Here is a 25,871-nt window from a genome sequence, read left to right as displayed (position 1 = left end):
CATGGCTCGGGCCTCCTTCAGCCAGGCGACGTGGCTCGTCGCCGAACGTGAGATGAAGACCTTGGTCACCACCAAGGGCTTCTGGATCGGTTTCGCCTTCACGATCGTCGGGTTGTTCGCGCTCACCGTGCTGCCGACGGTGTTCGGGGGCGACGACCCCAAGGTCGCCGCGGTCGGCTCGGCCGTGCAGGTGGTGCAGGGCAAGGAACTCGACGTGCGGGAGGTCGGCAGCGTCCAGGAGGCAGCCGACCTGGTCAGGGCCGACGACGTCGAGGCCGCGATCGTGCCGGACGGCGCCGGGATCAAGGTCCTCGCGCTCAACGACGCGCCGAGCGACGTGGTCAGCCAGCTCGTCCAGTCGCCCCCGGTGGAGCTGCTGGACGCCTCGGCGGTGAACTCCGGCCAGCGGTTCGTCACGGTTCTCGTGTTCGGGCTGGTGTTCCTGATGTTCGGCATGGGCGGCGCGGCGATCGCGCAGAGCACCGTGACCGAGAAGCAGACGCGGATCGTCGAGATCCTCGTGTCGACGGTGCCGGTGCGGGCGCTGCTCGCGGGCAAGATCCTCGGGCACACGATCCTCACCCTGGGTCAGGTCGTGGTGCTGGCGCTCACGGCACCGATAGCACTGCGGGTCGCGGGACTCGGCGAACTGCTGGGGGTGGTGGCACCCGCGCTGGGCTGGTTCATCCCGTTCCTGATGCTCGGGTTCGTGCTGATCTCGTCCATGTGGGCGGTCGCGGGCGCGCTGGTCAGCCGCCAGGAGGACCTCGGCTCGACCATGGGCCTGGTCATGATCGCGGTGATGGGGCCGTACTTCGGCGTGCAGTTCTTCTTCGAGAACCCCGTGGTGCTGAAGTGGATGTCGTTCGTGCCCTTCACGGCCGGCGTCGCGATGCCGGTGCGGTTGTTCGCCGAACAGGCGAAGCCGTGGGAGGCGATCCTGTCACTCGGCATCCTCGCGGCGACCGTGACGGTGATCCTGCTGGTCGCGTCCAGGCTCTACACCAACTCGCTGCTGCAGACCGGAGCACGGGTGAAGCTGTCCAAGGCCTGGGCACCTGCAGAATAGGGCGATGATCGCTGATCCGATTCGCCTCGCCGTCGTCGGCCTGGGAGCCATGGGCACCCGGATGCTGACGGCGGCGCGGCAGCATCCCGGCTTCACCGTGGTCGCCGGCGTCGACGTCGTACCCCGCGCGCTCGACATCCCGGTCGTCACGCGGCTTGACGACGTGCTGTCCGATGTGGACGCCGTGTACGTCTCGACGCCACCCGCCTCGCACGCCGAGCTCGTGCTGAAGGCCTTCGAGGCGGGCAAGGCGGTGTTCTGCGAGAAGCCGCTGGCCGTCGACCTGGACGAGGCCCGCGCGATGGCCGAAGCCGCGGAGGGCCGCCCGAACGCGGTCAACTTCGCGCTGTCGGACATGGTCGCGACGGTCGAGATCGAACGGCGGCTGCCCGAGCTGGGCGCGCTGCGGGGCGTCGAGATCCGGCTGCAGTTCCCGCGCTGGCCCAGGGCGTTCCAGGCGGAGGCGGCCTGGCTGTCGCGTTCCGAGCAGGGCGGGTTCGTCCGCGAGGTGTTGTCGCACTTCGTCTACCTGACCGACCGGATGCTCGGGCCGCTCGCGGTCGAGTCGGTGTCGTCGGACTTCCCCGAGCCCGGCGCGGCCGAGGTGGCCGCCCGCGGTGTGCTGCGGGGCAGTGGCGTGCCGGTGCACGTGTCGGCGTTCTCCGGCCTGGCCGGGCCCGAGGTCTACGAGTGGACCGCCTGGGGCACCGAACGATCGCTGCGCCTCGACCAGTGGGCGCTGCTGTCCACTTCGGACGGTGGTGCGTGGGAACCGGTGCCGCTGGAGCAGACCGGCTCCGACTGCTCGCGGCTCACGCTGTTCGTCCAGGCTGTGCGGGGCGAGCACCCGCGTGACCTGGCGGACTTCGCCAGCGGGCAGCGGGTGGCCGAGGTGGTCGAGGCCTTCCTGCGGTAATCCGCTTGCGCGCGTCCGGCAGGATCGGAGCAATGGGGATCCTGTTCGTCACGCTCGCAGGACATGGCCACGTCACGCCGACCCTCGCGGTCGTCGAGGAACTGGCCGGACGCGGCGCCGAGGTCGAGTACGCGACCGGTGCCGAGCACGCCGGGGCGGTGATCGGAGCGGGCGCGCGGTGGGTGGAACTCCCCGCGCTGCCCGCCTTCCGGCCCGTCACCGGCAACCCGATCGACGAGTGGTTTCCGCACTACTTCAGGGCGATGGCCGCGACCTACCCGGTCCTGCTCGACCACTGCCGGACCACCACGCCCGACCTGATCTGCTACGACGCGACCAACTGGCCCGCACGTCTCGTCGCGCGCCGGCTCGGTGTTCCCGCGGTGCGCACCTTGCCGCACGTCGCGTCCAACGAGCACCACGAGGTCATGGACGTCGACCTGGACCGGTACCTCGCCGACGACACCGCGCGGTTCGCCGCCGAACACGGTGTCGAGCTCGACCCGTGGAGCACCGTCGAGGCACCGGAAGCCTGCAGCGTGGTGTTCCTGCCGCGGGAGTACCAGCCGTTCGGGGAGACCTTCGACGCGTCGTTCCACTTCGTCGGCCCCGTGCTGGGCCGCAGGCTCGACGAGGAGTGGGCGCCCCGCCGTGCGGACCTGCCGCTGCTCTACGTCTCGCTCGGCTCGGTCATGAGCGACAAGGCCTTCTACCAGGCGTGTCTCGACCAGTTCGCGGATGGCCGGTGGCAGGTGGCGATGACGGCCCGCGACGTGAACGGAACGGACACCGTCGAGGTGCGGCCGTGGTTCCCGCAGCCCGCGGTGCTCAGGCACGCGGCCGCGTTCATCAGCCACGGCGGCATGAACTCCGTCATGGAGGCGCTGCACGCGGGCGTGCCCCTGGTGGTCGTGCCGCAGACCCCGGAACAGGCCGGGAACGCCGGCCGCGTCGCAGAACTCGGGCTGGGTGAACGGGTCGACGACCACGCGGACCTGCGCGCGGCCGTCGACCGGGTCGCGGCGGACGGCACGATCCGGCGCAACCTCGACCGGATGCGTGCCGCCATCGCCGACGCCGGTGGCGCTCAGCGAGCGGCCGACGTCATCCTCAGCCGAGCACTTCACGGAGCTTGACGGCGAACTCCTCGGGCTTGCCCGCGTAGCCGAACTCGCCGCCGATGAAACCGCCGTGGTGGCTGGGGAACACCACGGCCTCCTGGCCGAGCAGGCGTGCCGTGTGGACGGCTGTGCGCGCGGTGAACGCGTCACCGGTCTCCTCGCCGACGGCGATCACGACGCGCGTGGACGCGGCGGCCAGCGCCTCCACCCGCGGGAAGTAGTCGGTGATGGCGAGCGAGGAGGTCCCCAGCAACGGGTCGTCGCGCTTGCCGTCGTCCTCGGCCGGCATCCCGAACTGCGCGGGATCCGGCAGGGGCAGCGCGAAGTACTCGTCGGTGTACTCGCCCTGCCACGAGCTCATCTGGATGAACGCCGCCATGCCGGCACCCTGGCCCTTGGCCTGGTAGGCGTTCATGAACCCGTCGCGCGCCCGGCGAGCGGCGACCGCGTCGGGCAGCACGTCGATGATCGGCGGCTCGTGCGCGACGAGCGTGACGACGTCGTCCGGGTACGCGGCGACGAGCTCGAGAGCCGTGACCGCGCCCCCGCTCGACGCGAACAGGTCGACCGGGCCGCCGACGGCCTCGATCACCGCGTGGACGTCCGCGGCCTGGATCTCGGGGGTGTTGTCGGTCCGACCGTCCGACCGGGTGCTGCGGCCGATGCCGCGCGGGTCGTAGGTGATCACCGTGCGGTCGGGGAACTGCGCGCGCAACGCGACGAACCCGCTGGCGTCCATCGGCTGGCCGATCATCATCAACGGACGGCCGCCGGAGCCGCTCACGTCGTAGGTGATGGCGGCTCTGTCGGTTTCCAGAACGTGAGTTTCCATGCTGTTCTCCCCAGTGGAGTCGGGTCTGATCAGCCTAGGCCCTGTCCTGCGGGCCCGTCCGCGATAGTCGCGGCCGAGGGCCCCGGACACGGCACCGCCGCAACGCCCGAATACGCCCGGTATGAGGGCATTGCGGCGGAACCGCCTCCGGGACTCTCGACCGTGACTCTCATCGAACGGACCCGCAGGACAGGGCCTAGTCACAGACGTGAACCCCGATGGGCTAACAGGCCGATCGACCTGCATGTATTCCGCTGCTATCAAGGTCCGCATGACGCGAACAGCAGTGGTGACCGGCGGCGGCACGGGCATCGGCAGGGCAGTGGCGGCCCGCCTCGTCGAGCAGGGCCTGGACGTAGTGATCACGGGACGCAGGGAGGACGTGCTCAAGGCGGCGGCCGAGGAGATCGGCGCACGGGCGGTGGTGTTCGACGCGGCCGACCCGGAGTCGGTGGAGGCGGCGCTGAGCGACCTGCCGTCCTCTGTGGACGTTCTCGTCAACAACGCGGGCGGCAACATGACCCGCCGCCTGCCCGCGCCGCGGAACCTGACCGACGTGCGGAACCTGTGGCTCGCCAACTACGAGTCCAACGTGATCAGCGCCGTCCTGGTGACGACCGCGCTGGAACCGCGGCTCGCGGACAACGCACGGGTGGTGACCCTCGGCTCGATCGCGGGCAGGCGGGGGTCGGGTGCCTACGGCGCGGCCAAGTCCGCGGTCGAGGCGTGGACGGCGGACCTCGCGTTCGCCCTGGGGGCGCGTGGGATCACGGTCAACGTGGTGTCGCCGGGGGTCGTCGAGGACACCGAGTTCTTCGGCGGCACCCTGAGCGAGGAGCGGCGCAAGAAGCTCGTCGGCAACCCCGCGAACGGCCGCGCGGGCACCCCGGCGGACGTCGCCGCGGTGATCGCGTTCCTGACCTCGCCGGAGGCCGGGCACGTCACCGCCCAGGTCATCGGGGTGAACGGCGGAGCCGGGCTCGGACGCTGAACGCGATGACCGCGAGCAGCACGACCACGAGCGCGATCCAGGAGAACTCTGCGAGGTAGTGCTCGGCGGCCTCACCCACGAGGTAGACCGCGGCTGTCGTGCCGCCGGCCCACAGGATGCCGCCGGCGGCGTTGGCCAGCAGGAACTTCCCGTAGTGCATGCCCATCGTGGCGGCGAGCGGCCCGGACAGGATCCGCAGCAACGCCACGAACCGGCCGAAGAAGACCGCCCAGGCGCCGTACCGTTCGAACAGCGCCTGGGCGCGGCCGATCCTGTCCTGGCTGAAGTGGCGGGGGAACTTCTCGCCCGCCCAGCCGAAGATCCGCGGCCCGAACCGCTTGCCCAGCGCGTACCCGGCGCTGTCGCCGAGGATCGCGCCGGCGGACGCGGCGACGCCGACCCAGAGCGGTGAGACGCCGTCGTGGTGCGAGGCCATGAGCGCCGCCGCGACGAGCACGACCTCGCCCGGCAACGGGATGCCCATGCTCTCGACCCCGACCACCACGCCCACGACGACGTAGACCAGCAGCGGTGGAACGACGTGGAGCCACTCGGTCAGCACGTCCGTGATCTTCCTCCAACCGGATGGGATCGGCCACGAGACACGGCCGTCTCGGTACTCTGCTGATCATCTGGACGAGGGGGCGGTTGTGGCGAGCCAGTTCGGCTTACTGCTGCGTCAATGGCGGCAGCGGGCGGGATTGAGCCAGGAAGCGCTCGCCCAGCGCGCTGCCGTGGGCATTCGCACGGTGCGTGGGCTGGAGACCGGCGAACGGACCGATCCCCGCATGGGGACCGTGCGCGCGTTGGCGGACGCTCTGGAGCTCACCGGCGCTGAACGGGCCGAGCTGTTCTCCGCTGCCGGGCGTGACGAACCGCTGGTCGTGGAGCCGGTCCGGTTCGACCCCCTGCACGAGGCCGCCGAGACGCTGAAGGTCGCGATCGAGGCCCGGTGGCGGCGTGAGGAGGAGCAGCGGCAGGTCCACGACCCGGTGCCGTTGCCGGTGCGGTGGGACGAGGCGCCCGCGACCTGGATGGACAGCCGGCTCAACATCGGCGGTGACGCGGCGCTGGGCGGACGGCTGGACCAGGTCGTCGAGGTCTACCGCGGGGTCGGGTCGCGGCGGCTGGTCGTGCTGGGACGGGCCGGGTCCGGCAAGACGGTGCTGACCACGCGGTTCGTGCTGGACCTGCTCGGTGCGCGCAACCCCGCGGACCCCGTGCCGGTGATCTTCCACCTCGGGGCGTGGCATCCCGGACGCTCGGGGCTCCGCGACTGGCTCGCCGACCAGCTGACGCGCGACCACCCGTTCCTCGCGGCGCCGGGACCCGGCGGCGGCACGCTGGCGGCGGCGCTGGTCGACGCGCAGCGGGTGCTGCCCGTGCTGGACGGCTTCGACGAGATCGCCGCCGGACTGCACCGGCCGGCGCTCAACGCGCTGAACACCACCACTCTGCCGTTGCTGCTGACCAGCCGGGTGGACGAGTACCGCGACGCGGTCGAGGGCACGGACGTGCTGACGTCGGCCGCCACGGTCGTGCTGGCCGACCTGACGTGCGACGACCTGGCGGACTACCTGCCGCGCACCACCCGCAAGACCGGGCCGGGCGGCAACGCCTGGAAGCCCGTGCTGGACGAGGTGCGCAACGGCGGGCCGCTGGCGGAGGTGTTGACGACGCCGTTGATGGTGGCGCTGGCGCGGAGGATCTACAGCGACACCCCGGACCACGACCCGGTCGCGCTGCTGGCCTTCCACGAGCCCGGCGAGATCGAACGCCACCTGCTCAGCAGCTTCATACCGGCTGTCTACGGCGTGGATGCCGAACGTGTGCAGCCCTGGCTCGGTCACCTGGCCGACCACCTGACCAGGCTCGGCACGCACGACCTGGCGTGGTGGCGGTTCGGCACGTCGTCCGCGGTCACCGGGCTGACCGTCGGGGTGGCGGTCGGGTTCGCGGACCTGGTGCTGGAAGCCGTGCTGGTAGGTGCGCTGATCGCCAGGGGCGTGGCGTTCGCGGTGATGATCGGGCTGGTCACCGGGGTGCTGTTCGGGGCGGCGCACCGGTACGTGGTCAGCAGGACGCCCATCGAACCCGTGCGGACGCGGCTGCGGCTGCGTGGCCGCGCCGGGAAGCGGGTGTGGGCGCGCGGACTGCTCGGGCTGGCGTTCGGCGGCGCGGTCGGCGCCGCGTACGGGCTGGTGCGCGCGATGGCGTACTGGCTGGTCACCCCTGGCTTCGAGATGACAACCGGGGTGCTGGTCGACATCGGCGTGTTCGGGCTGGTGTTCGGGATCGGCGCGGCGATGGTGTTCGCCGTCGCCGCCGCGTTGGAGGCGCCGCTCGACGTGCGGTCGGCGGGCAGTCCCGACGGCTTGCTGGCGGCGAACCGCCGTGCGGTGCTCGGGCTCGTCGCGATGATGGTGCCGGTGTTCGCGGTGTTCGTCGCCGGGGCCACCGGGGTCGTCGCGAGCGGGCTGACGGTGTTGCGGTTCGAGGTGGTGTGGAGCCCGACGACGGCCCTGTCCCTCGGGCTCGTCGGCGGGATCGGCGGCGGGCTGGCGTACGTGCTGAGCCTGACCGCGTGGGGGCAGTGGGTGGTGTTCGCGCGCGTCTGGCTGCCGCTGACCGGGAAGCTGCCGTGGGGGTTGCCGGCGTTCCTCGACGACGCCTACCGGCGTGGAGTGCTGCGCCGGGCGGGTGCGGTCTACCAGTTCCGGCACGCGCGCCTGCAGGATCATTTCGCGCGTTTGCGCTGATCAGGTGGACCGGCCACAAGTGGCCGGTCGTCTGGCCTGTCTCTCGTCCGGTCCCGCTGTGATCGTTTCGGCGGGACGGACGAAGGGGGTCGAGGGGTGTCGCCTGGTGAGATCAACTGGGAGGCGTACAGCCACGAAGAGTTGCACCGGATGCTGTGGCAGGACGCTGATGTCGCGGACGTGAGCACGGTCGCCGACGAGTGGACGCGTCACCGCGCCGCGTTGGTCGCGCACGCCGAGGTGCTTCGGGAGCAGCGGGCGGCGTTGCTCGACGGGTGGACCGGGGCCGCGGCGGAGGAGGCCGCCGCGCGGCTCGGTGCGCTCGCCGAGCGGATCGGGAAGATCAGCGAACTGGCCGCGGCGGGGCAGAAGGCCGCGCAGGACTCGGCGGACGCGCTGGCCGCGGCCCGGGCCGCGATGCCGCCGCCACCGGGTCCGGGGACGACGATGCCGGCGTTCGCCGGGCTGCCCAGCGCGCCGGGGTCGTTCGCGTTGCCCGGCGCACCGGCACCGTTCGCGTTGCCGAGTGCACCGGCACCGTTCGCGTTGCCCACGGCGCCTGCACCGTTCGCGCTGCCCGGCGCGCCGGGGGCTTTCGCGCTGCCGACCGCGCCCGCGCCGATGGCCCTGCCGAGCGCGCCCACGATGCCCGCCGGAGCGACCTCGGGCTTCTACTTCTACTTCGGCGCCGCCTCGGCCGACCAGCAGAAGGCCCAGGCGGTCCGGGCGATGCAGACCTACGAGTCGAGCCTCAACGGCAGCGGCCGCCTCATCGACGACGCCAGGGGCAACGTCCCGCAGGCCGCCTCGACACCCCGTGCCGCGGCCGTGGCCCAGGTGCAGACGCCCAGCTCGGGTGGCGTGCCGTGGCAACGGCTGGTGGGCGGTTCGGGGGCGGCGGCCACGCGGGGCGGCCCGGTGATCGGCGGCACCGCCCCGGTGGCCGGTGGCACCGCCCCGGTGGCCGGTGGCGCCACCCCGGTGAGCCAGCAGCTCACACCGGGCATGCGGGCCGGGGTGATGTTCGGTCAGCACGGCGGGATCGCCGCGACCGGCACTCTCACCGCCGACGCGCGCCCGTCCGCCCAGAACAACGCGATGGGCGCACCTCCGCCGGGAGCGGCGCGCAAGGACGAGGACGAGGAGCACGAGAACCAGATGCCGACGCTCGACCACGACCTGTTCGCGGTGACCGAGCGGGTGTCTCCGGCCGTGATCGGGGAGGACCAGTGACCGGCTACGAGGTCGCGCCCGACCAGCTGCAGGACCGGGTGAGGACCCTGAGCAGGCTCGCCGAGCTGACCGCCGACCTGGTGGCGACGGCGAGCAGGCTCGCCGAGCGGCAGCCGCTGCTCGGGACCGCGCCACCCGCCCAGGACCTGTCGCGCCGGCTCCAGGACGCCGGGTCGGGGCTCGCGGGCGAGGTGGGGGCCGCCGAACGCGAGGTGCGCGAGTTCCGGCAGATGCTCGCCGAGATCAGGTCCACCTACACCGAGACGGACGCGCAACAGGCGCGGAAGGCGGTCCGGTGATCGCCTTCGACCTGGTGGAGATGGACCTGCTCGCCACGCACGCGGGGGTGCGCTGGCCGTTCCCGCTGCGGGTGCCGTCGTTCGGCAAGCTCGCGGACGAACGCGCGCGCCTGCTCGCCGAGGCTGGCCACGGGTTGCAGGCGCGGGGGCTCGCCGCGGCGCACGGACCTGTCGGCATGGCCGCGACACTCGTCACGGCGCTGCACGAGCACACCGCCGTGGTCGATCTCGTCGTGCCCGGCACGGGAGCGGTCGCGATGGTCTACGGCGACCAGGCCGTCGTGTGTGCGCAGTCCGAGAGCACGGTCCGAGTGGCGCAGGTCGAGGCGGAGACGCTCGGCGACGAACTCGTGGCGTTGGTACCGCACGCCCGTCCCGCGCAACTCATGCCGATCACGTTGCCGCCCGGTGCCGGACTCGACCTGGAGGTCACCGGACAGGGGCAGGCGGGCGTGGTCAGGGGCGGGCAACGGCAAGAAGTGTCCTGGTTGGACAGTGCGAGCGGACGGGTCAGGGTCGACGCGGGTGATGACGGCTGGGTGAGCGTCAACCCGCTGCGGCACCACGACCTGGTCCGCGCGATCGGTGAGCTCGCCGCGGTCGCGCGAGCCTGACAGAGGGGGAGAAGTGGATCCAGCACAGTGGCTGGCGGACTACCAGGAACGCCTGGAACGCGTCGCGTACAGCGCGCGGTCGGCGAGTGCGAGCCTGGCCGAGGTGGGGGCGAAGGCGACCTCGCCGCGCGGTGAGGTCACCGTGACGGTGAACGCGGGCGGCGTGCTCGGCGACGTCGCGCTGACGCCGGCGGCGCGCAAGCTCGACGTCGACACGCTCGCGATGCTGATCGTCAGCACCGCGCGGGAGGCGCAACGGCTGGCGAGCGCGCGGATGACCGAGGTCATGGCGGACTACCTCGGCGAAAGCGACGCGCTGCACCAGATCACGAAGAACCTGCCGGAGGCCGTGCGATGAGCTTCACCGCGGACCACGAGCAGTTGCGCCGCCACGCCAGGACCCTGACCGGGTACGCCGACCGGCTGTCCGACACCGGCACCCGGCTGCCGGGCCGGGTCGGTCAGTCCTCGCTCGGGTCGTTCGCCCAGTTCCTCAGCTCCGGCCTGAGCGGCCCGATGGGGGAGACGACGGGAGCGTTCGCGCACATCGCGTCCACGATGGACAAGGTCGGCGAGGGCATCCGGCGGACCGCCGAGGACTACCAGCGCACCGACGAGCGCAACGCCGCCGACATCACGGGAGCGGGCCGATGACCGCCACCACGACGGACGCGGGCACGATCGCCGCGCTGCTGAACGAGCTCCGCACCACCACGAACGCCATCACCGGCGACGAGTGGCTGTCGTCCGGCCTCGCCCAGACGCCGAAGGCCCCGATGAGCGAACTGGGGTCGGACGGGAAACCGCTGCAGGCCCTGGACAGCGCGGGCGTCGGCTTCCTCACGCCGATGATCTCGTTCCTGGAGGAGCCGCTGAACGAGCTGCGCGGCGACCCGGACGGCGTGCAGCAGGGCGCGGGCGAGTTCCAGAACGCGAGCAAGGCCGCGACCACGCTCGCGGACGAGTACGGCGGCAAGGCGAGCAGCGAGACCGACGGCTGGACAGGGGACAGCGCGGCCGAGTACGCCAAGACGGGCAAGGAACTCGTCGACGGCGTGCTCTCCGTGGCCGAGACGGCGCTGACCAACGCCACCGCGCTGATCAAGGCGGGCGAGGTGGTCGCCCAGGTGGTCGCCGAGGTGACGCGGCTGATCACCGAGGCGGTCGGCAAGATCGTGCCGATCATGACCCAGGCGATCGCCGCGGCGGCGGTGACGTTCGGGCAGAGCATCGCCGTGGCGATCCCGCAGTGCGTGCAGATCGCCGTCGAGTGCGGCGGGCAGATCGCGGCCAGGCTCGGTGAGCTGCTGACCAGCGGGGAGAACCTGATCAAGCTGGTCGAGGGCGCGCAGGCGGTGCTGAAGATCGTGAAGCAGGCGATGTCGGTGATCGGGGACAAGGCGTCGGGCTCGGCCGAGCTCCCGACCGCCAAGGAGGTGACCGCGTGAAGCGCCTTTCCGTGCTCGTCTGCGCGCTGCTGCTCCTCGGCGCCGCACCGGCGAAGGCCGACGACGCCGTGCAGACGGTGCTCGACCGGTACCTGATGCAGGCGGGACCGGGCGCCGCCGTGCACACCGGGTCCGGTACGCGGTCGACCGGCACCGGGAAGCTCCACGAGCAGCGCCCGATCACCGCGGCCGACCACTTCCGGATCGGCAGTCAGACCAAGACGTTCACCGCCGTGGTGGTGCTGCAGCTCGTCGACGAGGGCCGCGCCGAACTGGACGCCCCGATCTCCCGGTACCTGCCCGGCGTGGTCACCGGAAACTACAACGGTGATGTGATCACCGTCCGCCAGTTGCTGCAGCACACCAGTGGACTCGTGCGCGACGTCCGCGACGCGAAGGCGGGCGCGGGCGGTACCTACGCGCTGGCCGAGCTCGTCCGCTCGGCGATGGACGAGCCCGCCCAGAACGCCCCCGGTGCCGCCCAGAACTACTCGAACGTCGGCTTCCTGGTGCTGGGCCTGCTGATCGAACGCCTCACCGGCAGGCAGGCCGGCGACGCGATCACCGAGCGGATCATCCAGCCTCTCGGCTTGACCGAGACGCGCTTCCCGGCACCCGGTGACCGTGCGCTGAAGACGCCGTTCCTGAACGGCTATCTGGGCGGCCGCCTCGGCCAGCTCTTCTTCTGGACCGAGGCGACCACCACCGTCGAGCTGTCGTCCTGGAGCACCGCCGGTGCCATGGAGTCCACTTTGGACGACCTGCGGAAGTTCTACCGCGCCTTGGTCGGCGGCAGGCTCGTCTCACCCGCGGCACTGGCCGAGATGAAGCGCACGTTCGGCCCCGCCGACGCCTACGGCCTGGCCCTGGTGAAGATGCCGCTTTCGTGCGGTGTGGTCGCCTGGGGTCACAACGGTGCCCTGACCACCGGGCACTACTCGTTCACGCTGACCACTGACGACGGCCGGTTCGCGTCGGTCGTGACCAACACGAACTGGCAGGGCTCCGGCAAGCCCTCGGCCGTCGACGTGGCGGACAGGGCGATCTGCGCCGGTTAGCCGGTGAGGATCGCCCTGGCCAGGGCCGCGGTCTCGGACGGCGTCCTGCCGACCTTGATCCCGGCCGCCTCCATGGCCAGTTTCTTCGCCTCCGCCGTGCCCGAGGATCCCGAGACGATGGCGCCCGCGTGGCCCATCGTCTTGCCCTCGGGCGCGGTGAAGCCGGCGACGTAGCCGACCACGGGCTTGGACACGTTGTCGCGCACGAACTCCGCCGCCCGTTCCTCCGCGTCGCCGCCGATCTCGCCGATCATCACGATCAGCTCGGTCTCCGGGTCCGCCTCGAACGCCCGGATGGCGTCGATGTGCGTGGTGCCGACGATCGGGTCGCCGCCGATGCCGACGCACGTGGTGAAGCCGAAGTCCTTCAGCTCGTGCATCAGCTGGTAGGTCAGCGTTCCCGACTTCGACACCAGGCCGATCGAGCCGGGCTTGGTGATGTCGGCGGGGATGATGCCCGCGTTGGACTTGCCGGGACTGATGATGCCGGGGCAGTTCGGGCCGATGATCCGCGTGGACCTGCCTTGGGCGTGCGCCCAGAACCGTGCCGTGTCGTGGACCGGGACGCCCTCGGTGATCACGACGGCCAGGCCGATGCCGGCGTCGATCGCCTCGATCACCGCATCGCAGGTGTTGGCGGGCGGGACGAAGAGCACCGACACGGTCGCGCTGGTCTCCGCCATCGCCTGCGCGACCGTGCCGTACACGGGCAGGGTCACGTCGTCGAAGTCCACGGACGTGCCGGCCTTGCGGGCGTTGACGCCGCCGACGACCTTCGTGCCGGCCGCGAGCATGCGCCGGGTGTGCTTGGCGCCCTCCGATCCCGTCATGCCCTGCACGACCACACGGCTGTTCTCGTCGAGGTAGATCGCCATCAGGACTCCTTGCCAGCGAGAGCGGCGGCACGGCCCGCCGCATCGTCCATCGTGTGCGCCACGGTGATCAGCGGGTGTCGTGCCTCGTCGAGGATGCGGTGGCCCGCTTCGGCGTTGTTGCCGTCGAGGCGGACGACCAGGGGCTTGTCGGCGCGGTCGCCGAGCATGCCGAGGGCCTGCACGATCCCGTTGGCCACCGCGTCGCACGCGGTGATGCCGCCGAACACGTTCACGAACACGCTGCGGACCGACGGGTCCGAGAGGATGACGTCGAGGCCGTCGGCCATCACCTGGGCCGAGGCGCCGCCGCCGATGTCGAGGAAGTTCGCCGGCGCGGCACCGGCCAGCGCCACGACGTCCAAAGTGGACATGACGAGTCCCGCGCCGTTGCCGATGACACCGACGGTGCCGTCGAGCTTGACGTAGTTGAGGCCCTTCTCGGCCGCGCGCACCTCCAGCGGGTCGCCGACAGCGCTGTCCGAAGGTCGAGAGTGCCGGAACGACGCGTTGTCGTCCAGCGTCACTTTCCCGTCCAAGGCGACGATCCGGCCATCTTCGGTGCGCGCCAACGGGTTCACCTCGACCAAGGTGGCGTCCTCGGAGACGAAGACCTTCCACAGTGCGGAAGCGACGACGTTCACCTCCGCGGCGATCTCCGGTGAGAACACCGCCGATGCGTCGAAAGCCGAAGCTGGCATTCGAGTGATGGAGTCCGCCATCTCCTCGATCTCCATGCCGCCGGTGGCCGACGCCATGCCGATGAACGTCCTGTTGGCACGGTCGAGCAGGAACGACAGGTAGTACTCCTCGGCGATCTCGCTCGCCTCGGTGATCAGGACCTTGTGCACGGTGTGGCCTTTGAGGTCCATCCCCAGGACGGCACTGGCCGCCGCCGCTGCTTCGTCTGGTGTCGAAGCGATTCTGATGCCGCCGGCCTTGCCGCGCCCGCCGGTCTTCACCTGAGCCTTCACGACGACGGTGCCGCCGAGCTCCAAGGCGGCCTCGCGCGCGGATTCAGGAGTGTCCGCCACGAAACCACGCGGAACGGGCACCCCGTACCGCTCGAAGAGGTCCCGCGCCTCGTGTTCGAAAAGATCCACCGTCTACGTCCTCTCGCCGAAAACTTGCGGCCATCTATGGACATCCGGTTGGCAGCGGAGTAACGATATGCCTACCTCATACGGTATGCAATCTACAGTCGAAGCGCCAAGGGGAGCTGATCGCCGATGACGAGTTCCGCGGAGCCGGAGTCGATTCCTGAGTCCATCTCTGGTGGCCACCTGGTGGCGAAGGCCCTCAAAGCCGAGGGCGTCGACACCATCTTCACGCTGTGCGGCGGGCACATCATCGACATCTACGACGGCTGCGTGGACGAGGGCATCGCCGTCATCGACGTCCGGCACGAGCAGGTCGCGGCGCACGCGGCCGACGGGTACGCGCGGATCACCGGCAAGCCCGGTTGCGCCGTCGTGACCGCGGGGCCGGGCACCACCGACGCCGTCACGGGCGTCGCGAACGCGTTCCGCGCGGAGAGCCCGATGCTGCTGATCGGCGGCCAGGGTGCGTTGAGCCAGCACAAGATGGGCTCGCTGCAGGACCTCCCGCACGTCGACATGATGACGCCGATCACGAAGTTCGCGGCGAACGTCCCGCACACCGCCCGCATCGCGGACATGGTGTCGATGGCGTTCCGCGAGGCCAACGCCGGCGCGCCGGGCCCGTCGTTCCTGGAGATCCCGCGCGACGTGCTGGACGCCAAGGTGCCGCTGAGCACCGCCCGAGTACCCGAAGCGGGCCACTACCGGGCCTCCACGCGCAGCGTCGGTGACCCGGCGGACATCGAGAAGCTCGCGGACCTGCTGGTGCACGCCAAGAAACCGGCGATCCTGCTGGGCAGCCAGGTGTGGACGACGCGGGCCACGGACTCCGCCGTCGACCTCGTCCGCACCCTCAACATCCCCGCCTACATGAACGGCGCGGGCCGCGGCACCCTGCCGCCCGGCGACCCGCACCACTTCCAGCTGTCGCGCCGCTACGCCTTCGACAACGCCGACGTCATCGTGATCGTCGGAACCCCGTTCGACTTCCGGATGGGCTACGGCCGCAGGCTTTCCGCGAACGCGACGGTCGTCCAGATCGACCTCGACTACCGCACCGTCGGCAAGAACCGCGACATCGACCTCGGCATCGTCGGCGACGCCGACCTGGTCCTGTCGAGCGTCGCGCAGGCCGCGTCGGGCCGCGAGGACAACGGGGCGATGGGCCGCAAGGTGTGGCTGGAGGAACTGCAGGCGGTCGAGGAGAAGGCGCGGCGGAAGCGGGCCGAGCACCTGCTCTCCGAGGACATGCCGATCCACCCGTACCGGCTGGTGAGCGAGATCAACGACTTCCTCACCGAGGACTCGATCTACATCGGTGACGGCGGCGACGTCGTGACGTTCTCCGGCCAGGTCGTGCAGCCGAAGTCACCCGGCCACTGGATGGACCCAGGTCCACTCGGGACGCTCGGCGTCGGCATTCCGTTCGTGCTGGCCGCGAAACTGGCCAGGCCGGACAAGGAGGTCGTGGCCCTGTTCGGTGACGGCGCGTTCAGCCTCACCGGCTGGGACTTCGAGACGCTGGTCCGCTACGACCTGCCGTTCGTCGGCATCGTCGGCAACAACTCGTCGATGAACCAGATCCGCTACGGCCAGGCGGCCAAGTACGGGCTGGAGCGCGAGCGCGTCGGCAACACGCTCGGCGACGTCCGCTACGACCAGTTCGCCAAGATGCTCGGCGGCTACGGCGAGGAAGTGCGCGACCCCAAGGACATCGGGCCGGCGTTGCGGCGCGCCCGCGAGTCCGGCAAGCCCTCGCTGATCAACGTGTGGATCGACCCCGACGTGTACGCGCCCGGAACCATGAACCAGACGATGTACAAGTAGGTGAGCTGACCAAAATGGGTAAAACTCAGGCCAAGGCCTTGGAGGGCGTCAAAGTCCTCGACATGACGCACGTGCAGTCCGGACCGTCGTCGACCCAGCTCCTCGCCTGGCTCGGCGCCGACGTCATCAAGCTGGAAACGCCGGGACGGGGCGACATCACCCGCGGCCAGCTGCGCGACCTGCCCGAAGTGGACAGTCTCTACTTCACGATGCTCAACTGCAACAAGCGGAGCATCACCCTCAACATGAAGGCCCCCGAGGGCAAGGAGGTCTTCGAGAGGCTCATCGGCGACGTCGACGTTCTCGTCGAGAACTTCGGTCCCGGTGTCGTCGAGCGGTTCGGCTACCCGTGGGAGAAGCTGCACGCGCTCAACGAGAAGCTCGTCTACGCGTCGATCAAGGGCTTCGGGCCCGGCCGCTACGCCGACTTCAAGGCGTACGAGGTGATCGCGCAGGCGATGGGCGGCTCGATGAGCACCACCGGGTTCGAGGACGGTCCGCCGCTCGCCACCGGCGCGCAGATCGGCGACTCGGGTACCGGCATCCACCTGGTGGCCGCGATCCTGGCCGCGCTGTACCAGCGGACCAACACCGGGCGCGGGCAGCGCGTCCAGGTCGCGATGCAGGACGCCGTCCTGAACCTGTGCCGGGTGAAGCTGCGCGACCAGCAGCGGCTCGCCCACGGGCCGCTGGGGGAGTACCCGAACGAGCAGTTCTCCGACGAGGTGCCCCGCTCCGGCAACGCATCCGGTGGTGGCCAGCCCGGCTGGGCGGTGCGCTGTGCCCCCGGCGGCCCGAACGACTACATCTACGTGATCATCCAGCCCGTCGGCTGGGCCCCGCTGACCGAGCTGATCGGCAGGCCCGAGCTCGCCGAGGACCCGGCGTGGGCCACGCCCGAGGTCAGGCTCTCCAAGCTGGACAAGGCGTTCGCGCTGATCGAGGAGTGGACGGAGAAGCACACGAAGTGGGAGGTGATGGACAAGCTCAACGCCCACAACATCCCGTGCGGACCGATCTTGTCCACGAAGGAGATCATCGAGGACGAGACGCTGGCCGAGCTGGGCACCGTGGTCGAGGTCGAGCACCCCGAGCGCGGCGCGTTCAAGACGGTCGGCAACCCGCTCAAGCTCTCCGACTCGGTCGTCGAGATCCAGCGCCCGCCGTTGCTCGGTGAGCACAACGACGAGGTCCTCGGCGCGCTCGGCTACAGCGCGGACCGGCTGGCCGGCCTGCGCGCGGCCGGCGTCATCTAACCTCTAGGAGACGAGATCCCATGCCGGACAACGGCTACGACCGCGCCGCGGTCGAGAACGTACTCGCGAAGGTGCGGGCGGAGGGACGGTCGTCGCTCACCGCGCCGGAGGGCAAGCGGGTCTGCGACGCCTACGGGATCGCGACCCCGGCCGAGGCGCTGGCGAAGTCGTCGGAGGGCGCCGTCGCGTTCGCCGAGGAGATCGGCTACCCGGTCGTGCTCAAGATCGTCTCGCCGGACATCCTGCACAAGACCGAGGCCGGCGGCGTGCTGGTGGGCCTGCGCAACGCCGGTGAGGTCGCCGAGGGCTACCGCACGATCATCCACAACGCCCGGAACCACAAGGCGGACGCGGACGTCACCGGCGTCCAGGTCCAGCAGCAGCTGCCGACCGGAAAAGAGGTCCACGAGGTCATCGTGGGCGCCACCACCGACGAGACGTTCGGCAAGATCGTCGCGTTCGGCCTCGGCGGCATCCTGGTCGAAGTGCTCAAGGACGTCACGTTCCGGCTGGCGCCGACCAGCCCCGACGAGGCCCTGTCGATGGTCGACGGAATCGCGGCGGCGGAGATCCTGCGCGGTGTCCGCGGCGCGCAGGGCGTCGACGCGGGCAAGCTGGCCGACCTGATCCACCGGGTGTCGGACCTGGTCACGGACTTCCCGCAGCTCGCGGAGGTCGACCTCAACCCCGTGCTGGCAACGCCTTCCGGGGCCACCGCGGTCGACGTCCGCATCCTGGTGGACTCCGACGCGGCCAAACAGCCGCACAGGTTCACGCAGGACGAGATCCTCGCCTCGATGAACCGGATCATGAAGCCGTCCGCCGTGGCCGTGATCGGCGCCTCGAACGAAGAGGGCAAGATCGGCAACTCGGTGATGAAGAACCTCGTCAACGGCGGCTACCGGGGCGAGATCCACCCGATCAACCCCAAGGCGGACGAGATTCTCGACCGCAAGGCGTTCGCCAGCATCGCCGACGTCCCGGGAGACATCGACGTCGCGGTGTTCGCCATCCCGGCGAAGTTCGTGCCCGCCGCCCTCGAGGAGGCTGGCAAGAAGGGCGTCGGCGGCGCGATCATGATCCCGTCCGGCTTCGGCGAGACGGGCAACATCGAGCTGCAGAACGAGATCGTGGCGATCGCGCGCAAGCACGGCGTACGCATCCTCGGTCCGAACATCTACGGCTACTACTACACGCCGGAGAACCTCTCGGCGACGTTCTGCACGCCGTACGACGTCAAGGGCGGTGTCGCCCTCACGTCGCAAAGCGGCGGAATCGGCATGGCGATCCTCGGATTCAGCCGTTCCGCGGGCATGGGCGTCTCGTCGATCGTGGGTGTGGGCAACAAGGCCGACATCGACGAGGACGACCTGCTGACGTTCTTCGAGTCCGACCCGAACACCCAGCTCGTCGCGATGCACCTGGAAGACCTGAAGGACGGCCGGTCCTTCGCCGAGACCGCGAAACGCGTCTCGGCGAAGAAACCGGTCGTGGTGCTCAAGGCGGGACGGACCGACCAGGGTGCCAAGGCCGCGAGCTCGCACACCGGCGCGCTGGCCGGCAACGACCGGGTCTACGACGACATCCTCAGGCAGAGCGGCGTGATCCGCGCACCCGGCCTGAACGACCTGCTGGAGTACGCGCGCGGAATCCCGCTGCTGGCCACGCCTAAGGGCGAGAACGTCGTCATCATCACCGGCGCGGGCGGCTCGGGCGTGCTGCTCTCGGACGCCTGTGTGGACAACGGACTCAGCCTCATGAGCATCCCGGACGACCTGGACGCGGCGTTCCGGAAGTTCATCCCGCCCTTCGGCGCGGCGGGCAACCCCGTCGACATCACCGGCGGGGAACCGCCCTCGACGTACCGGAACACGATCGCGCTCGGTCTCGCCGACGACCGCATCCACTCGTTGATCCTCGGCTACTGGCACACCATCGTCACGCCGCCGATGGTGTTCGCGAAGCTCGTGGTCGACGTCGTGGAGGAGTACCGGGCGAACGGCATCCACAAGCCCGTCGTCGCCTCCCTCGCGGGTGACGTCGAGGTCGAGGAAGCCAGCGAGTACCTGTACCGGCACGGAGTGGTTGCTTATCCGTACACGACGGAGAAGCCTGTCGCAGTACTGGGTGCCAAGTACCGGTGGGCCCGTGCCGCCGGCTTGCTGTAGTCAGCCGCGAATGGTCGTGGCCTTGGGAGAGGCCACGACCATTTTGCGGCAGTACCAAGGAGAGATGGCCCGTCCGCGACCGTGAACACGCCCACGGTCGCGAACCCGCCAGGGAGGTCAACGAAGACAGCCGGTCCTCTGGAGGTTGTTAACCGTGGATGATCCAAATCTGGCCGCTCGCACCGAAACCAGCACACCTCCGGCGGAGGAACGTGTCTGGGCCGCGGGCAAGCTGGAAGCGATGCCCATCAGGAAACTCCCCGACGCACCACCGTCGATCCACCTGCTCGGTCCCACGGTGTTCCTGGTGGCCCTCGGCGTCGGCATGGGCGAGTCCTACATGTGGCCACGCCTGGTGCTGGTCTTCGGACCGGACATCAGGTGGCTCTTCCTCATCGGCGTGACGCTGCAGGCCGTCGTCATGCTCGAGATGGCGCGGTACGCGATGGCGACGGGGGAGAGCATCTTCTTCGGCGCCGCACGCGTGTTCAAACCGATCATGTGGTTCTTCTTCGTGGTCGCGATGCTCGTCTACATCTGGCCTGGTCACCTGTCGGCCGGAGCGGCGGCTCTGGAAAAGATCACCGGCATACCCTGGACCGTGTCGGCCTGCGTGGGCCTGATCCTGGTCGGGGTGCTGTTCAGCCTCGCCAAGGTCATCTACAACCTGCTCGAGAACCTGCTGTCCATCCTCATCGGACTGCTCGTCGTCAGCACCGCGGTGGTGGCGGCCATGGTCGGCACGTGGGGAGACCTGACCAGCACGGTCTCCGGCATGTTCCAGTTCGGGTACTTCCCGGCGCAGGCCATGTCGCCGGAGTGGTTCCCGATCATCGTCGGCTCGATCGCGTTCGCCGGCCCGTCCGGCATGCAGCAGATGTGGTACACGCTGCACCTGCGCGACAGCGGCGCCGGCATGGGCGCGCACATCCCGAAGGTCCGCGGGCTGAGGCACGCGGGCGAAGAGGAGAAGATGCCGGCCCGCGGCTTCATGTTCGACACCGAGGACAAGGCGGAGCTCGCGAAGTGGAAGGGCTGGCGGCGCTGGGTCACGTTCGACGCGCTGTTGCTCTTCTGGGGCATCACCATGCTCGTCACGGTTTCTTTCACGGTCCTCGCGCAGTCGGCCAGTCGCACGTCGCCGGACGTCAAGGCGCTCATCGAGTCCGGTGAGCGCGAGGCTGCTCTGAACGCGATGTCGGACGCCTTCGCGTCCGCGGGTGGGCCGGTGCTCGGCGCGGTGTTCCTCGGGTTCATCGCGTTGATCGGCCTGAACGCCACGCTGGGCCTGTTCGACTCGTTCTCGCGCGGCCAGGCCGACATGACGTACCACTTCGTCAAGGGCGCGAAGAAGTTCCGGATGTCGCACCTCTACGCGGGATTCCTCTGGGGTGTCATCACCTTCGGCATCCTGATCCTGCTGTTCGGACCGGCCGACGGACCGGGCGCGATCCTCGACGTGCTCGCGTTCCTGTCGACGTTCGCCATGGGCGCCTACTGCGTGGTGCTCCTGCTGGTGAACAACCGGATGCTGCCGAAACCCATCCGCCCCAAGTTGATCACCAACATCATCATCGGCTTCGGCGCGGTGTTCTACCTGGGAATGCTGTTCTTCAGTCTCGTCAAGTTCGGAGTGGTGGTGGGCTGAGATGGCGATCCGCGAAGGCTATCTGAAAGAGGCGGTGCCCGGCGCGTTCGTCGGTCTCGCCGCGGGGCTCATCGCGGGAGGGCTGGCCGCGCTCGTCGGCCAGCCGCTCGGGTGGGCACTCGTCACGACGGTCGCGCTCGGCCTGCCGCTGGGCGCGTTCGGCGGCGGCTTCAGCCTGCTGGTGGCGGCGGGCCGGCTGCCGGCCGGCCGGTTCGCTCCGGTGGCCCTGTACTGGCTGCTCGCGTTTCCCGTGGCCCGGCTGGTGCACGAGATCACTGTGAGCCTCGTGCTCGCCGGTCAGGTCCGGCTGCCCCCGGACCTGACCGGTTTCCTCGCCTACCAAGGGATCGTGAGCCTCGGCTGGGCCATCGGTTTCCTGTGGCTGCACGAGCGCATCGCGATGCGCTTGCGGATGCGACATCTCCTGGGAGCCACCGCCTCCCGCTGACCTTCCGCCGAAGGAGCAAGGATGTTGGATCTTCCTGTCTGGGTGTGGATCGCGACGATGGGCGGTATCGCCGCCGTCATCGCGTTCGACTTCTACCTGGTGGCGCGCAAACCGCACGAACCGTCGTTCCGCGAGTCGTTGTACTGGGTGCTCTTCTACGTCGGCCTGGCCGTGCTGTTCGGACTCGGCGTCACGGTGTTCGCCGGGCCCGGCCACGGCGGGGAGTTCTTCGCCGGCTGGATCACCGAGTACTCGCTGAGCGTCGACAACCTGTTCGTGTTCGTGATCATCATGGCGAGGTTCGCGGTGCCGCGGGAGTACCGGCAGAAGGTGATCATCGTCGGCATCGTCCTGGCCCTGTTGCTGCGCACCGTGTTCATCGCCCTGGGAGCGCAGGCGATCTCGCGGTTCGACTGGCTGTTCTACTTCTTCGGTGCCTTCCTGATCTTCACCGCGTGGAAGCTGGTGAAGCAGGACGAGACCGAGGAGGCCGACGTCCCGGAGAACGCCGCCCTGCGCGCGGTGAAGAAGTTCCTGCCGGCGACCACGGTCTACCACGGTGCGGCACTGACGACGCGCGTCGACGGCAAGCGGGTCGTGACGCCGATGCTGATCGTCATGGTCGCCGTGGGCACCACGGACCTGCTGTTCGCGGTCGACTCGATCCCGGCGATCTTCGGGCTCACCAAGGAGCCGTACCTGGTGCTGACCGCCAACGCGTTCGCGCTGATGGGCCTGCGCCAGCTCTTCTTCCTGGTGGGCGGTCTCCTGGATCGCCTGGTGCACCTGAGCAAGGGTCTCGCGGTGGTGCTCGCGTTCATCGGGTTCAAGCTCATCTTCGAGGCGATGCACCACCACGGTGTCTCGTGGGCTCCGGAGATCCCGATCGTGGTGTCTCTCGGGGTCATCGTGGCGACGCTCGCCGTCACGACGGTCTGGAGCCTGCGCACCTCACGGCGGGCTGCCCGCTCCGCCGTGGAGGATGCCGAAAGTGCGCGCAGGAGCGAGGAAGACGCTCCTGTGAAGGACTCTCAGCCGTGAATCGTGTGGCCTTCGGCGTCCTTTCGGAGCGTCTTGGCCACGGCCGCCTGAGCCTCGGCGTCCTTGCGCTGTTCCGCCAGCGCGGTGGACAGTCCGAGGCCCAGCGCACGGCCGTCGGCGGAAGCACCGTTGCGCGGCTCGGTGAGGGAACGGACGAAGTTCTTCAAGCGGGACATGGTCTTCCTCCTGTCGATGGTGGCTCCCGGGGCGCGCAGAGACCTGACAGGCACTGCGGCACGGGAGGAACAGGGCTGCGGCCGGGGTCTGCTCCACCGGATGTCCGTCGTGCGGATACCCGGTGGGAAACCTCCTGCGGGTCTCCGTTGACCCCGTCCCCGTCGCTATTCAGGATACTGCGTTTTGTATGCAATCGTCCGCCATCGTGTCGCGGATCACCCGTACGGTACCGAATGACCGATTTGGGTGATCTGGCGACGATGGTTCAGCCGCTGTCCGTGGAGCCTTCGGGCGCCTTGCGGTCGTGGTAGGTCTGGCGGGTCTGCTCCGCGTGGCGGTGCATGACCTCACCGGCTCGTTCCGCGTCGCCGTCGGCGATGGCCGTGACCAGCTCGGCGTGCTCGTTCCACGAGTCGCGGCTGCGCGGGCGGGCGATCGGGGTGTAGTACCAGCGCACCCGGCGGTCGACCAGGCCGATCATCTCGGCCAGCACCTTGTTGCGGCTGATCTCCGCGACGGCCGCGTGCAGGTCGGCGTTCGCCTTGACCAGGCGCTCGACGTTCGCGGTGACCAGGGCCTCCTCGCCGGCCTTCTGCAGCTTTTTGAGAAGCTTCACGTCGGACGCGGTGGCGTGCTCGGCGGCGAGCTTGGCCGAGTAGGTCTCCAGGACGCTGCGCACGGCGAGCAGCTGGTCGGCCTCCTCCTCGGTCGGGGTGTGCACGAAGGCGCCCTGGGCGGGGCGCAGGTCGACCCAGCCGTCGGTCTGGAGACGCTGCAGCGCCTCGCGCACCGGCTGCCTGCTCACGCCCAGGTACTCGGCCAGCTCCGCCTCGACGAGGTGCTGGCCGGGGGCGAGAGTCCGGTTGACGATGAGCTCGAGCAGGGCGTCGTAGACGGCTTGTCGCAGCGGTGCGGGCCGTTCGACCCGGCGGGTCGCCGCGGCACTGAGTGAGCCGCGGGGCGCCCGGCGGCCACTGGGCGAAGAGGTCATGCCGGGCAGAATACAGCTTTTCGCATACAAAAAGCACTTCTAGCGATTTGGGCGTGTTATCCGTATACTGTATGCAATCTTAGCGAGCGGGGCGTGCTATGAAGATCGCTGTTCTCGGAGCCGGAGCGATCGGTGCCTACGTCGGTGCGGCTTTGCATCGTGCGGGCGTGGAAGTCCATCTGATCGCGCGTGGAGCCCATCTCGCCGCAATGCGCGAGCACGGCGTGCGGGTGCTGAGCCCGCGCGGTGACTTCACCGCGCGTCCACATGCGACCTCGGATCCCGCCGAGGTGGGCGAGGTCGACTACGTCTTCCTCGGTCTGAAGGCGTACTCGTACGCGTCGTCAGGCGATCTGCTGGCGCCGCTGATGGGCCAGGACACCGCCGTCATCGCGGCGCAGAACGGGATCCCGTGGTGGTACTTCCACGGCATGACCGGACATCCCCTGGAGGGACGACGGATCGAGGCCGTGGACCCCGGCGGGTCCGTCACCGCCGTGCTGCCCATGGAACGGGCGATCGGCTGCGTCGTCTACTGCTCGACCGAGATCGAGTCCCCCGGTGTGATCCGGCACCTGGAGGGCACGCGGTTCTCGATCGGCGAGCCCGACCGGTCGATCTCCGCGCGGTGCGTCGCGCTCAGCGAGGCGATGATCGCGGGCGGGCTGAAGTGCCCGGTGGAGAAGGACGTCCGCGAGGACATCTGGATCAAGCTCATGGGCAACGTGGCGTTCAACCCGCTGAGCGCGCTGACCCGCGCGACCATGGTGGAGATCTGCGACCACGACGACAGCCGCGACCTCGTGGCCCAGATGATGGCGGAGACCCTGACCATCGCGCGGGCCGCGGGCTGCGACCCGCGGATCTCCATCGACAAGCGCATCGACGGCGCCCGCCGCGTCGGGCACCACAAGACGTCGATGCTGCAGGACCTCGAAGCCGGGAAGCGGCTGGAGATCGACGCGATCATCGCCGCCGTGGTGGAGATCGCCGAGCTCACCCGCGTGCCGGCGCCGACGTTGCGGCACGTCTACGCGGCGATCGACCTGCTCTCGCGCACGTCGCTGGTGTCCTGAGTTGCTGCTGCGACAGCTGGAGTACCTGGTCGCCCTGGCCCGTGAACGCCACTTCGCGCGCGCCGCGCAGGCCTGCCACGTGTCCCAGCCGTCGCTGTCGGCGGCGATCAGCAAACTGGAACGCGAGCTCGGGGTGCCGATCGTGTCCCGGGGCCGCCGGTTCGAGGCGCTGACGCCGGAGGGGGAACGGGTCCTGCTGTGGGCGCACCGCATGCTCGCCGACCGCGACGCGCTGCGGCAGGACCTGTCCCGCATGAGGAAGTCGCTGTCGGGGGTGCTCCGAATCGGGGCCATCCCGACAGCGCTCCCGGTCGCACCTCTGCTCACGGCACCGTTCTGCGAGCGCTACCCGCACGTGCGCGTGACGCTGGAATCGTTGTCCTCACAGGAGATCACGCGCGGCCTCGACGAGTTCGAGCTCGACATCGCCATGACGTACGTCGACGACTCGGTGCACGCGATGCCGTTGTACGAGGAGCGCTACGTCCTGCTGACGCCCGCCGACGAAGAGATCGCCTCCCGTTCGATGGCGCGCTGGGCGGACGTGGCCGCGCTGCCGTTGTGCCTGCTGACGTCCAAGATGCGCAACCGGCGGATCCTCGACGGGGTCTTCGCCGACGCCGGCGTGCAGCCCGTGCCGGTCATCGAGGCCGACACCGTGGCGACGTTGTGGGCGCACGTGGCGACGCGGAAGTGGTCGAGCGTCATCGCCCACGCGTGGCTGCAGATGTTCGGCACGCCGGAGGCGATGCGGGTGGTGCGCATCGAGGATCCCCGGTGGGTGCCGCGGATCGGGCTCGTGGTGGGGGAGCAGGTCTCCATGCTGGCGCGGGCGATGCTGGGGCTCACCCGCGGGCTGGACGTGCGTGGGGAGCTGGATCGGTTGCTGCACAAGCACCTCGACCGCCGGGACCTGTGACGGGTCCG

At 69.8% G+C, this 25,871-nt stretch carries 26 protein-coding genes; 20 read left to right on the top strand and 6 right to left on the bottom strand.

What is annotated here, in order from left to right; all coding sequences use genetic code 11:
* Position 1 precedes the first annotated feature (1 nt).
* Genes AB0M48_RS03175 through AB0M48_RS03165 form a run of 3 tightly spaced genes read left to right on the top strand, consistent with a single transcriptional unit; the run spans position 2 to position 3,121 of the window.
* A complete protein-coding gene (locus AB0M48_RS03175; RefSeq protein ID WP_363835639.1) occupies positions 2–1,069 on the top strand; it encodes an ABC transporter permease in 1,068 nt (355 codons plus the stop codon).
* Between the two features lie 4 nt (positions 1,070–1,073).
* Positions 1,074–1,985: a Gfo/Idh/MocA family oxidoreductase gene (locus tag AB0M48_RS03170; RefSeq protein ID WP_363835638.1), complete on the top strand. Its 912-nt coding sequence runs from the start codon at positions 1,074–1,076 to the stop codon at positions 1,983–1,985.
* A 32-nt stretch (positions 1,986–2,017) separates the two neighbouring features.
* Positions 2,018–3,121, top strand: coding sequence for a macrolide family glycosyltransferase (locus AB0M48_RS03165; protein ID WP_363835637.1), 1,104 nt, complete (start codon positions 2,018–2,020; stop codon positions 3,119–3,121).
* Here AB0M48_RS03165 and AB0M48_RS03160 read toward each other — a convergent pair.
* Positions 3,096–3,938 (bottom strand): alpha/beta hydrolase, encoded by an 843-nt coding sequence (locus AB0M48_RS03160; RefSeq protein WP_363835636.1) that lies wholly within the window; start codon positions 3,936–3,938, stop codon positions 3,096–3,098. The two genes, AB0M48_RS03165 and AB0M48_RS03160, sit on opposite strands and share 26 nt — an antisense overlap.
* Before the next feature lie 271 nt (positions 3,939–4,209).
* Between AB0M48_RS03160 and AB0M48_RS03155 the strand changes: the two genes are divergently transcribed.
* Positions 4,210–4,929, top strand: a complete 720-nt coding sequence (locus AB0M48_RS03155) for an SDR family oxidoreductase (RefSeq protein ID WP_363835635.1) — start codon at positions 4,210–4,212, stop codon at positions 4,927–4,929.
* Here AB0M48_RS03155 and AB0M48_RS03150 read toward each other — a convergent pair.
* Complete coding sequence (locus tag AB0M48_RS03150; RefSeq protein ID WP_363835634.1) at positions 4,892–5,491, bottom strand: DedA family protein; 600 nt, start codon at positions 5,489–5,491, stop codon at positions 4,892–4,894. The genes AB0M48_RS03155 and AB0M48_RS03150 overlap by 38 nt on opposite strands.
* 88 nt (positions 5,492–5,579) lie before the next feature.
* Between AB0M48_RS03150 and AB0M48_RS03145 the strand changes: the two genes are divergently transcribed.
* From AB0M48_RS03145 to AB0M48_RS03110, 8 genes are all read left to right on the top strand, one after another.
* On the top strand, positions 5,580–7,688 hold the full coding sequence (locus AB0M48_RS03145) for a helix-turn-helix domain-containing protein (protein WP_363835633.1): 2,109 nt from the start codon (positions 5,580–5,582) through the stop codon (positions 7,686–7,688).
* A 96-nt stretch (positions 7,689–7,784) separates the two neighbouring features.
* Entirely contained in the window at positions 7,785–8,921 is a 1,137-nt protein-coding gene (locus AB0M48_RS03140; protein ID WP_363835632.1) for a hypothetical protein, read from the top strand.
* Positions 8,918–9,220, top strand: a complete 303-nt coding sequence (locus AB0M48_RS03135; RefSeq protein WP_363835631.1) for a hypothetical protein — start codon at positions 8,918–8,920, stop codon at positions 9,218–9,220. The genes AB0M48_RS03140 and AB0M48_RS03135 overlap by 4 nt, the downstream gene beginning before the upstream one ends.
* Positions 9,217–9,834 (top strand): ESX secretion-associated protein EspG, encoded by a 618-nt coding sequence (locus AB0M48_RS03130; RefSeq protein ID WP_363835630.1) that lies wholly within the window; start codon positions 9,217–9,219, stop codon positions 9,832–9,834. Before AB0M48_RS03135 ends, AB0M48_RS03130 begins: the two co-directional genes overlap by 4 nt.
* A gap of 13 nt (positions 9,835–9,847) precedes the next feature.
* Positions 9,848–10,192 carry a YbaB/EbfC family nucleoid-associated protein gene (locus AB0M48_RS03125; RefSeq protein ID WP_363835629.1) on the top strand — a complete coding sequence of 115 codons (345 nt, stop codon included), beginning with the start codon at positions 9,848–9,850 and terminating at the stop codon, positions 10,190–10,192.
* A complete protein-coding gene (locus AB0M48_RS03120; RefSeq protein WP_363835628.1) occupies positions 10,189–10,488 on the top strand; it encodes a type VII secretion target in 300 nt (99 codons plus the stop codon). Before AB0M48_RS03125 ends, AB0M48_RS03120 begins: the two co-directional genes overlap by 4 nt.
* Entirely contained in the window at positions 10,485–11,282 is a 798-nt protein-coding gene (locus tag AB0M48_RS03115; RefSeq protein WP_363835627.1) for a hypothetical protein, read from the top strand. Before AB0M48_RS03120 ends, AB0M48_RS03115 begins: the two co-directional genes overlap by 4 nt.
* Positions 11,279–12,340 (top strand): serine hydrolase domain-containing protein, encoded by a 1,062-nt coding sequence (locus tag AB0M48_RS03110; RefSeq protein ID WP_363835626.1) that lies wholly within the window; start codon positions 11,279–11,281, stop codon positions 12,338–12,340. The genes AB0M48_RS03115 and AB0M48_RS03110 overlap by 4 nt, the downstream gene beginning before the upstream one ends.
* On the opposite strand, the gene sucD is transcribed toward AB0M48_RS03110, so the two are convergent.
* Together sucD and sucC are read right to left on the bottom strand one after the other, a co-directional pair.
* Positions 12,337–13,215 carry a succinate--CoA ligase subunit alpha gene (gene sucD, locus AB0M48_RS03105; protein WP_363835625.1) on the bottom strand — a complete coding sequence of 293 codons (879 nt, stop codon included), beginning with the start codon at positions 13,213–13,215 and terminating at the stop codon, positions 12,337–12,339. The genes AB0M48_RS03110 and sucD overlap by 4 nt on opposite strands.
* Complete coding sequence (sucC, locus tag AB0M48_RS03100; RefSeq protein WP_363835624.1) at positions 13,215–14,315, bottom strand: ADP-forming succinate--CoA ligase subunit beta; 1,101 nt, start codon at positions 14,313–14,315, stop codon at positions 13,215–13,217. Before sucC ends, sucD begins: the two co-directional genes overlap by 1 nt.
* Before the next feature lie 126 nt (positions 14,316–14,441).
* Here sucC and AB0M48_RS03095 point away from each other — a divergent pair, with 126 nt between their 5' ends.
* From AB0M48_RS03095 to AB0M48_RS03070, 6 genes are all read left to right on the top strand, one after another.
* Positions 14,442–16,139 (top strand): thiamine pyrophosphate-binding protein, encoded by a 1,698-nt coding sequence (locus AB0M48_RS03095; protein ID WP_363835623.1) that lies wholly within the window; start codon positions 14,442–14,444, stop codon positions 16,137–16,139.
* A 14-nt stretch (positions 16,140–16,153) separates the two neighbouring features.
* A complete protein-coding gene (gene frc, locus AB0M48_RS03090; RefSeq protein ID WP_363835622.1) occupies positions 16,154–17,395 on the top strand; it encodes a formyl-CoA transferase in 1,242 nt (413 codons plus the stop codon).
* 20 nt (positions 17,396–17,415) lie between these two features.
* Positions 17,416–19,563, top strand: coding sequence for an acetate--CoA ligase family protein (locus tag AB0M48_RS03085; protein ID WP_363835621.1), 2,148 nt, complete (start codon positions 17,416–17,418; stop codon positions 19,561–19,563).
* 154 nt (positions 19,564–19,717) lie between these two features.
* Positions 19,718–21,211, top strand: a complete 1,494-nt coding sequence (locus tag AB0M48_RS03080; protein WP_363835620.1) for an Nramp family divalent metal transporter — start codon at positions 19,718–19,720, stop codon at positions 21,209–21,211.
* Position 21,212: 1 nt separating this feature from the next.
* Complete coding sequence (locus AB0M48_RS03075; protein WP_363835619.1) at positions 21,213–21,659, top strand: hypothetical protein; 447 nt, start codon at positions 21,213–21,215, stop codon at positions 21,657–21,659.
* A gap of 24 nt (positions 21,660–21,683) precedes the next feature.
* On the top strand, positions 21,684–22,700 hold the full coding sequence (locus tag AB0M48_RS03070) for a TerC family protein (protein WP_363835903.1): 1,017 nt from the start codon (positions 21,684–21,686) through the stop codon (positions 22,698–22,700).
* On the opposite strand, the gene AB0M48_RS03065 is transcribed toward AB0M48_RS03070, so the two are convergent.
* Positions 22,691–22,876 carry a hypothetical protein gene (locus AB0M48_RS03065; protein WP_363835618.1) on the bottom strand — a complete coding sequence of 62 codons (186 nt, stop codon included), beginning with the start codon at positions 22,874–22,876 and terminating at the stop codon, positions 22,691–22,693. The two genes, AB0M48_RS03070 and AB0M48_RS03065, sit on opposite strands and share 10 nt — an antisense overlap.
* 266 nt (positions 22,877–23,142) lie before the next feature.
* Positions 23,143–23,868: a GntR family transcriptional regulator gene (locus tag AB0M48_RS03060; RefSeq protein WP_363835617.1), complete on the bottom strand. Its 726-nt coding sequence runs from the start codon at positions 23,866–23,868 to the stop codon at positions 23,143–23,145.
* Positions 23,869–23,966: 98 nt separating this feature from the next.
* Here AB0M48_RS03060 and AB0M48_RS03055 point away from each other — a divergent pair, with 98 nt between their 5' ends.
* Both AB0M48_RS03055 and AB0M48_RS03050 read left to right on the top strand, forming a co-directional pair.
* Positions 23,967–24,944, top strand: a complete 978-nt coding sequence (locus tag AB0M48_RS03055; protein WP_363835616.1) for a 2-dehydropantoate 2-reductase — start codon at positions 23,967–23,969, stop codon at positions 24,942–24,944.
* Position 24,945: 1 nt separating this feature from the next.
* Complete coding sequence (locus AB0M48_RS03050) at positions 24,946–25,863, top strand: LysR substrate-binding domain-containing protein (RefSeq protein ID WP_363835615.1); 918 nt, start codon at positions 24,946–24,948, stop codon at positions 25,861–25,863.
* The last annotated feature ends 8 nt before the right edge of the window (positions 25,864–25,871 follow it).

The organism is Lentzea sp. NPDC051208, from assembly GCF_040682435.1.
Lineage (GTDB): Bacteria > Actinomycetota > Actinomycetes > Mycobacteriales > Pseudonocardiaceae > Lentzea > Lentzea kristufekii.
Note: the sequence above shows the minus strand (reverse complement) of the source record. Positions and strands in the feature narration are given on the sequence as shown.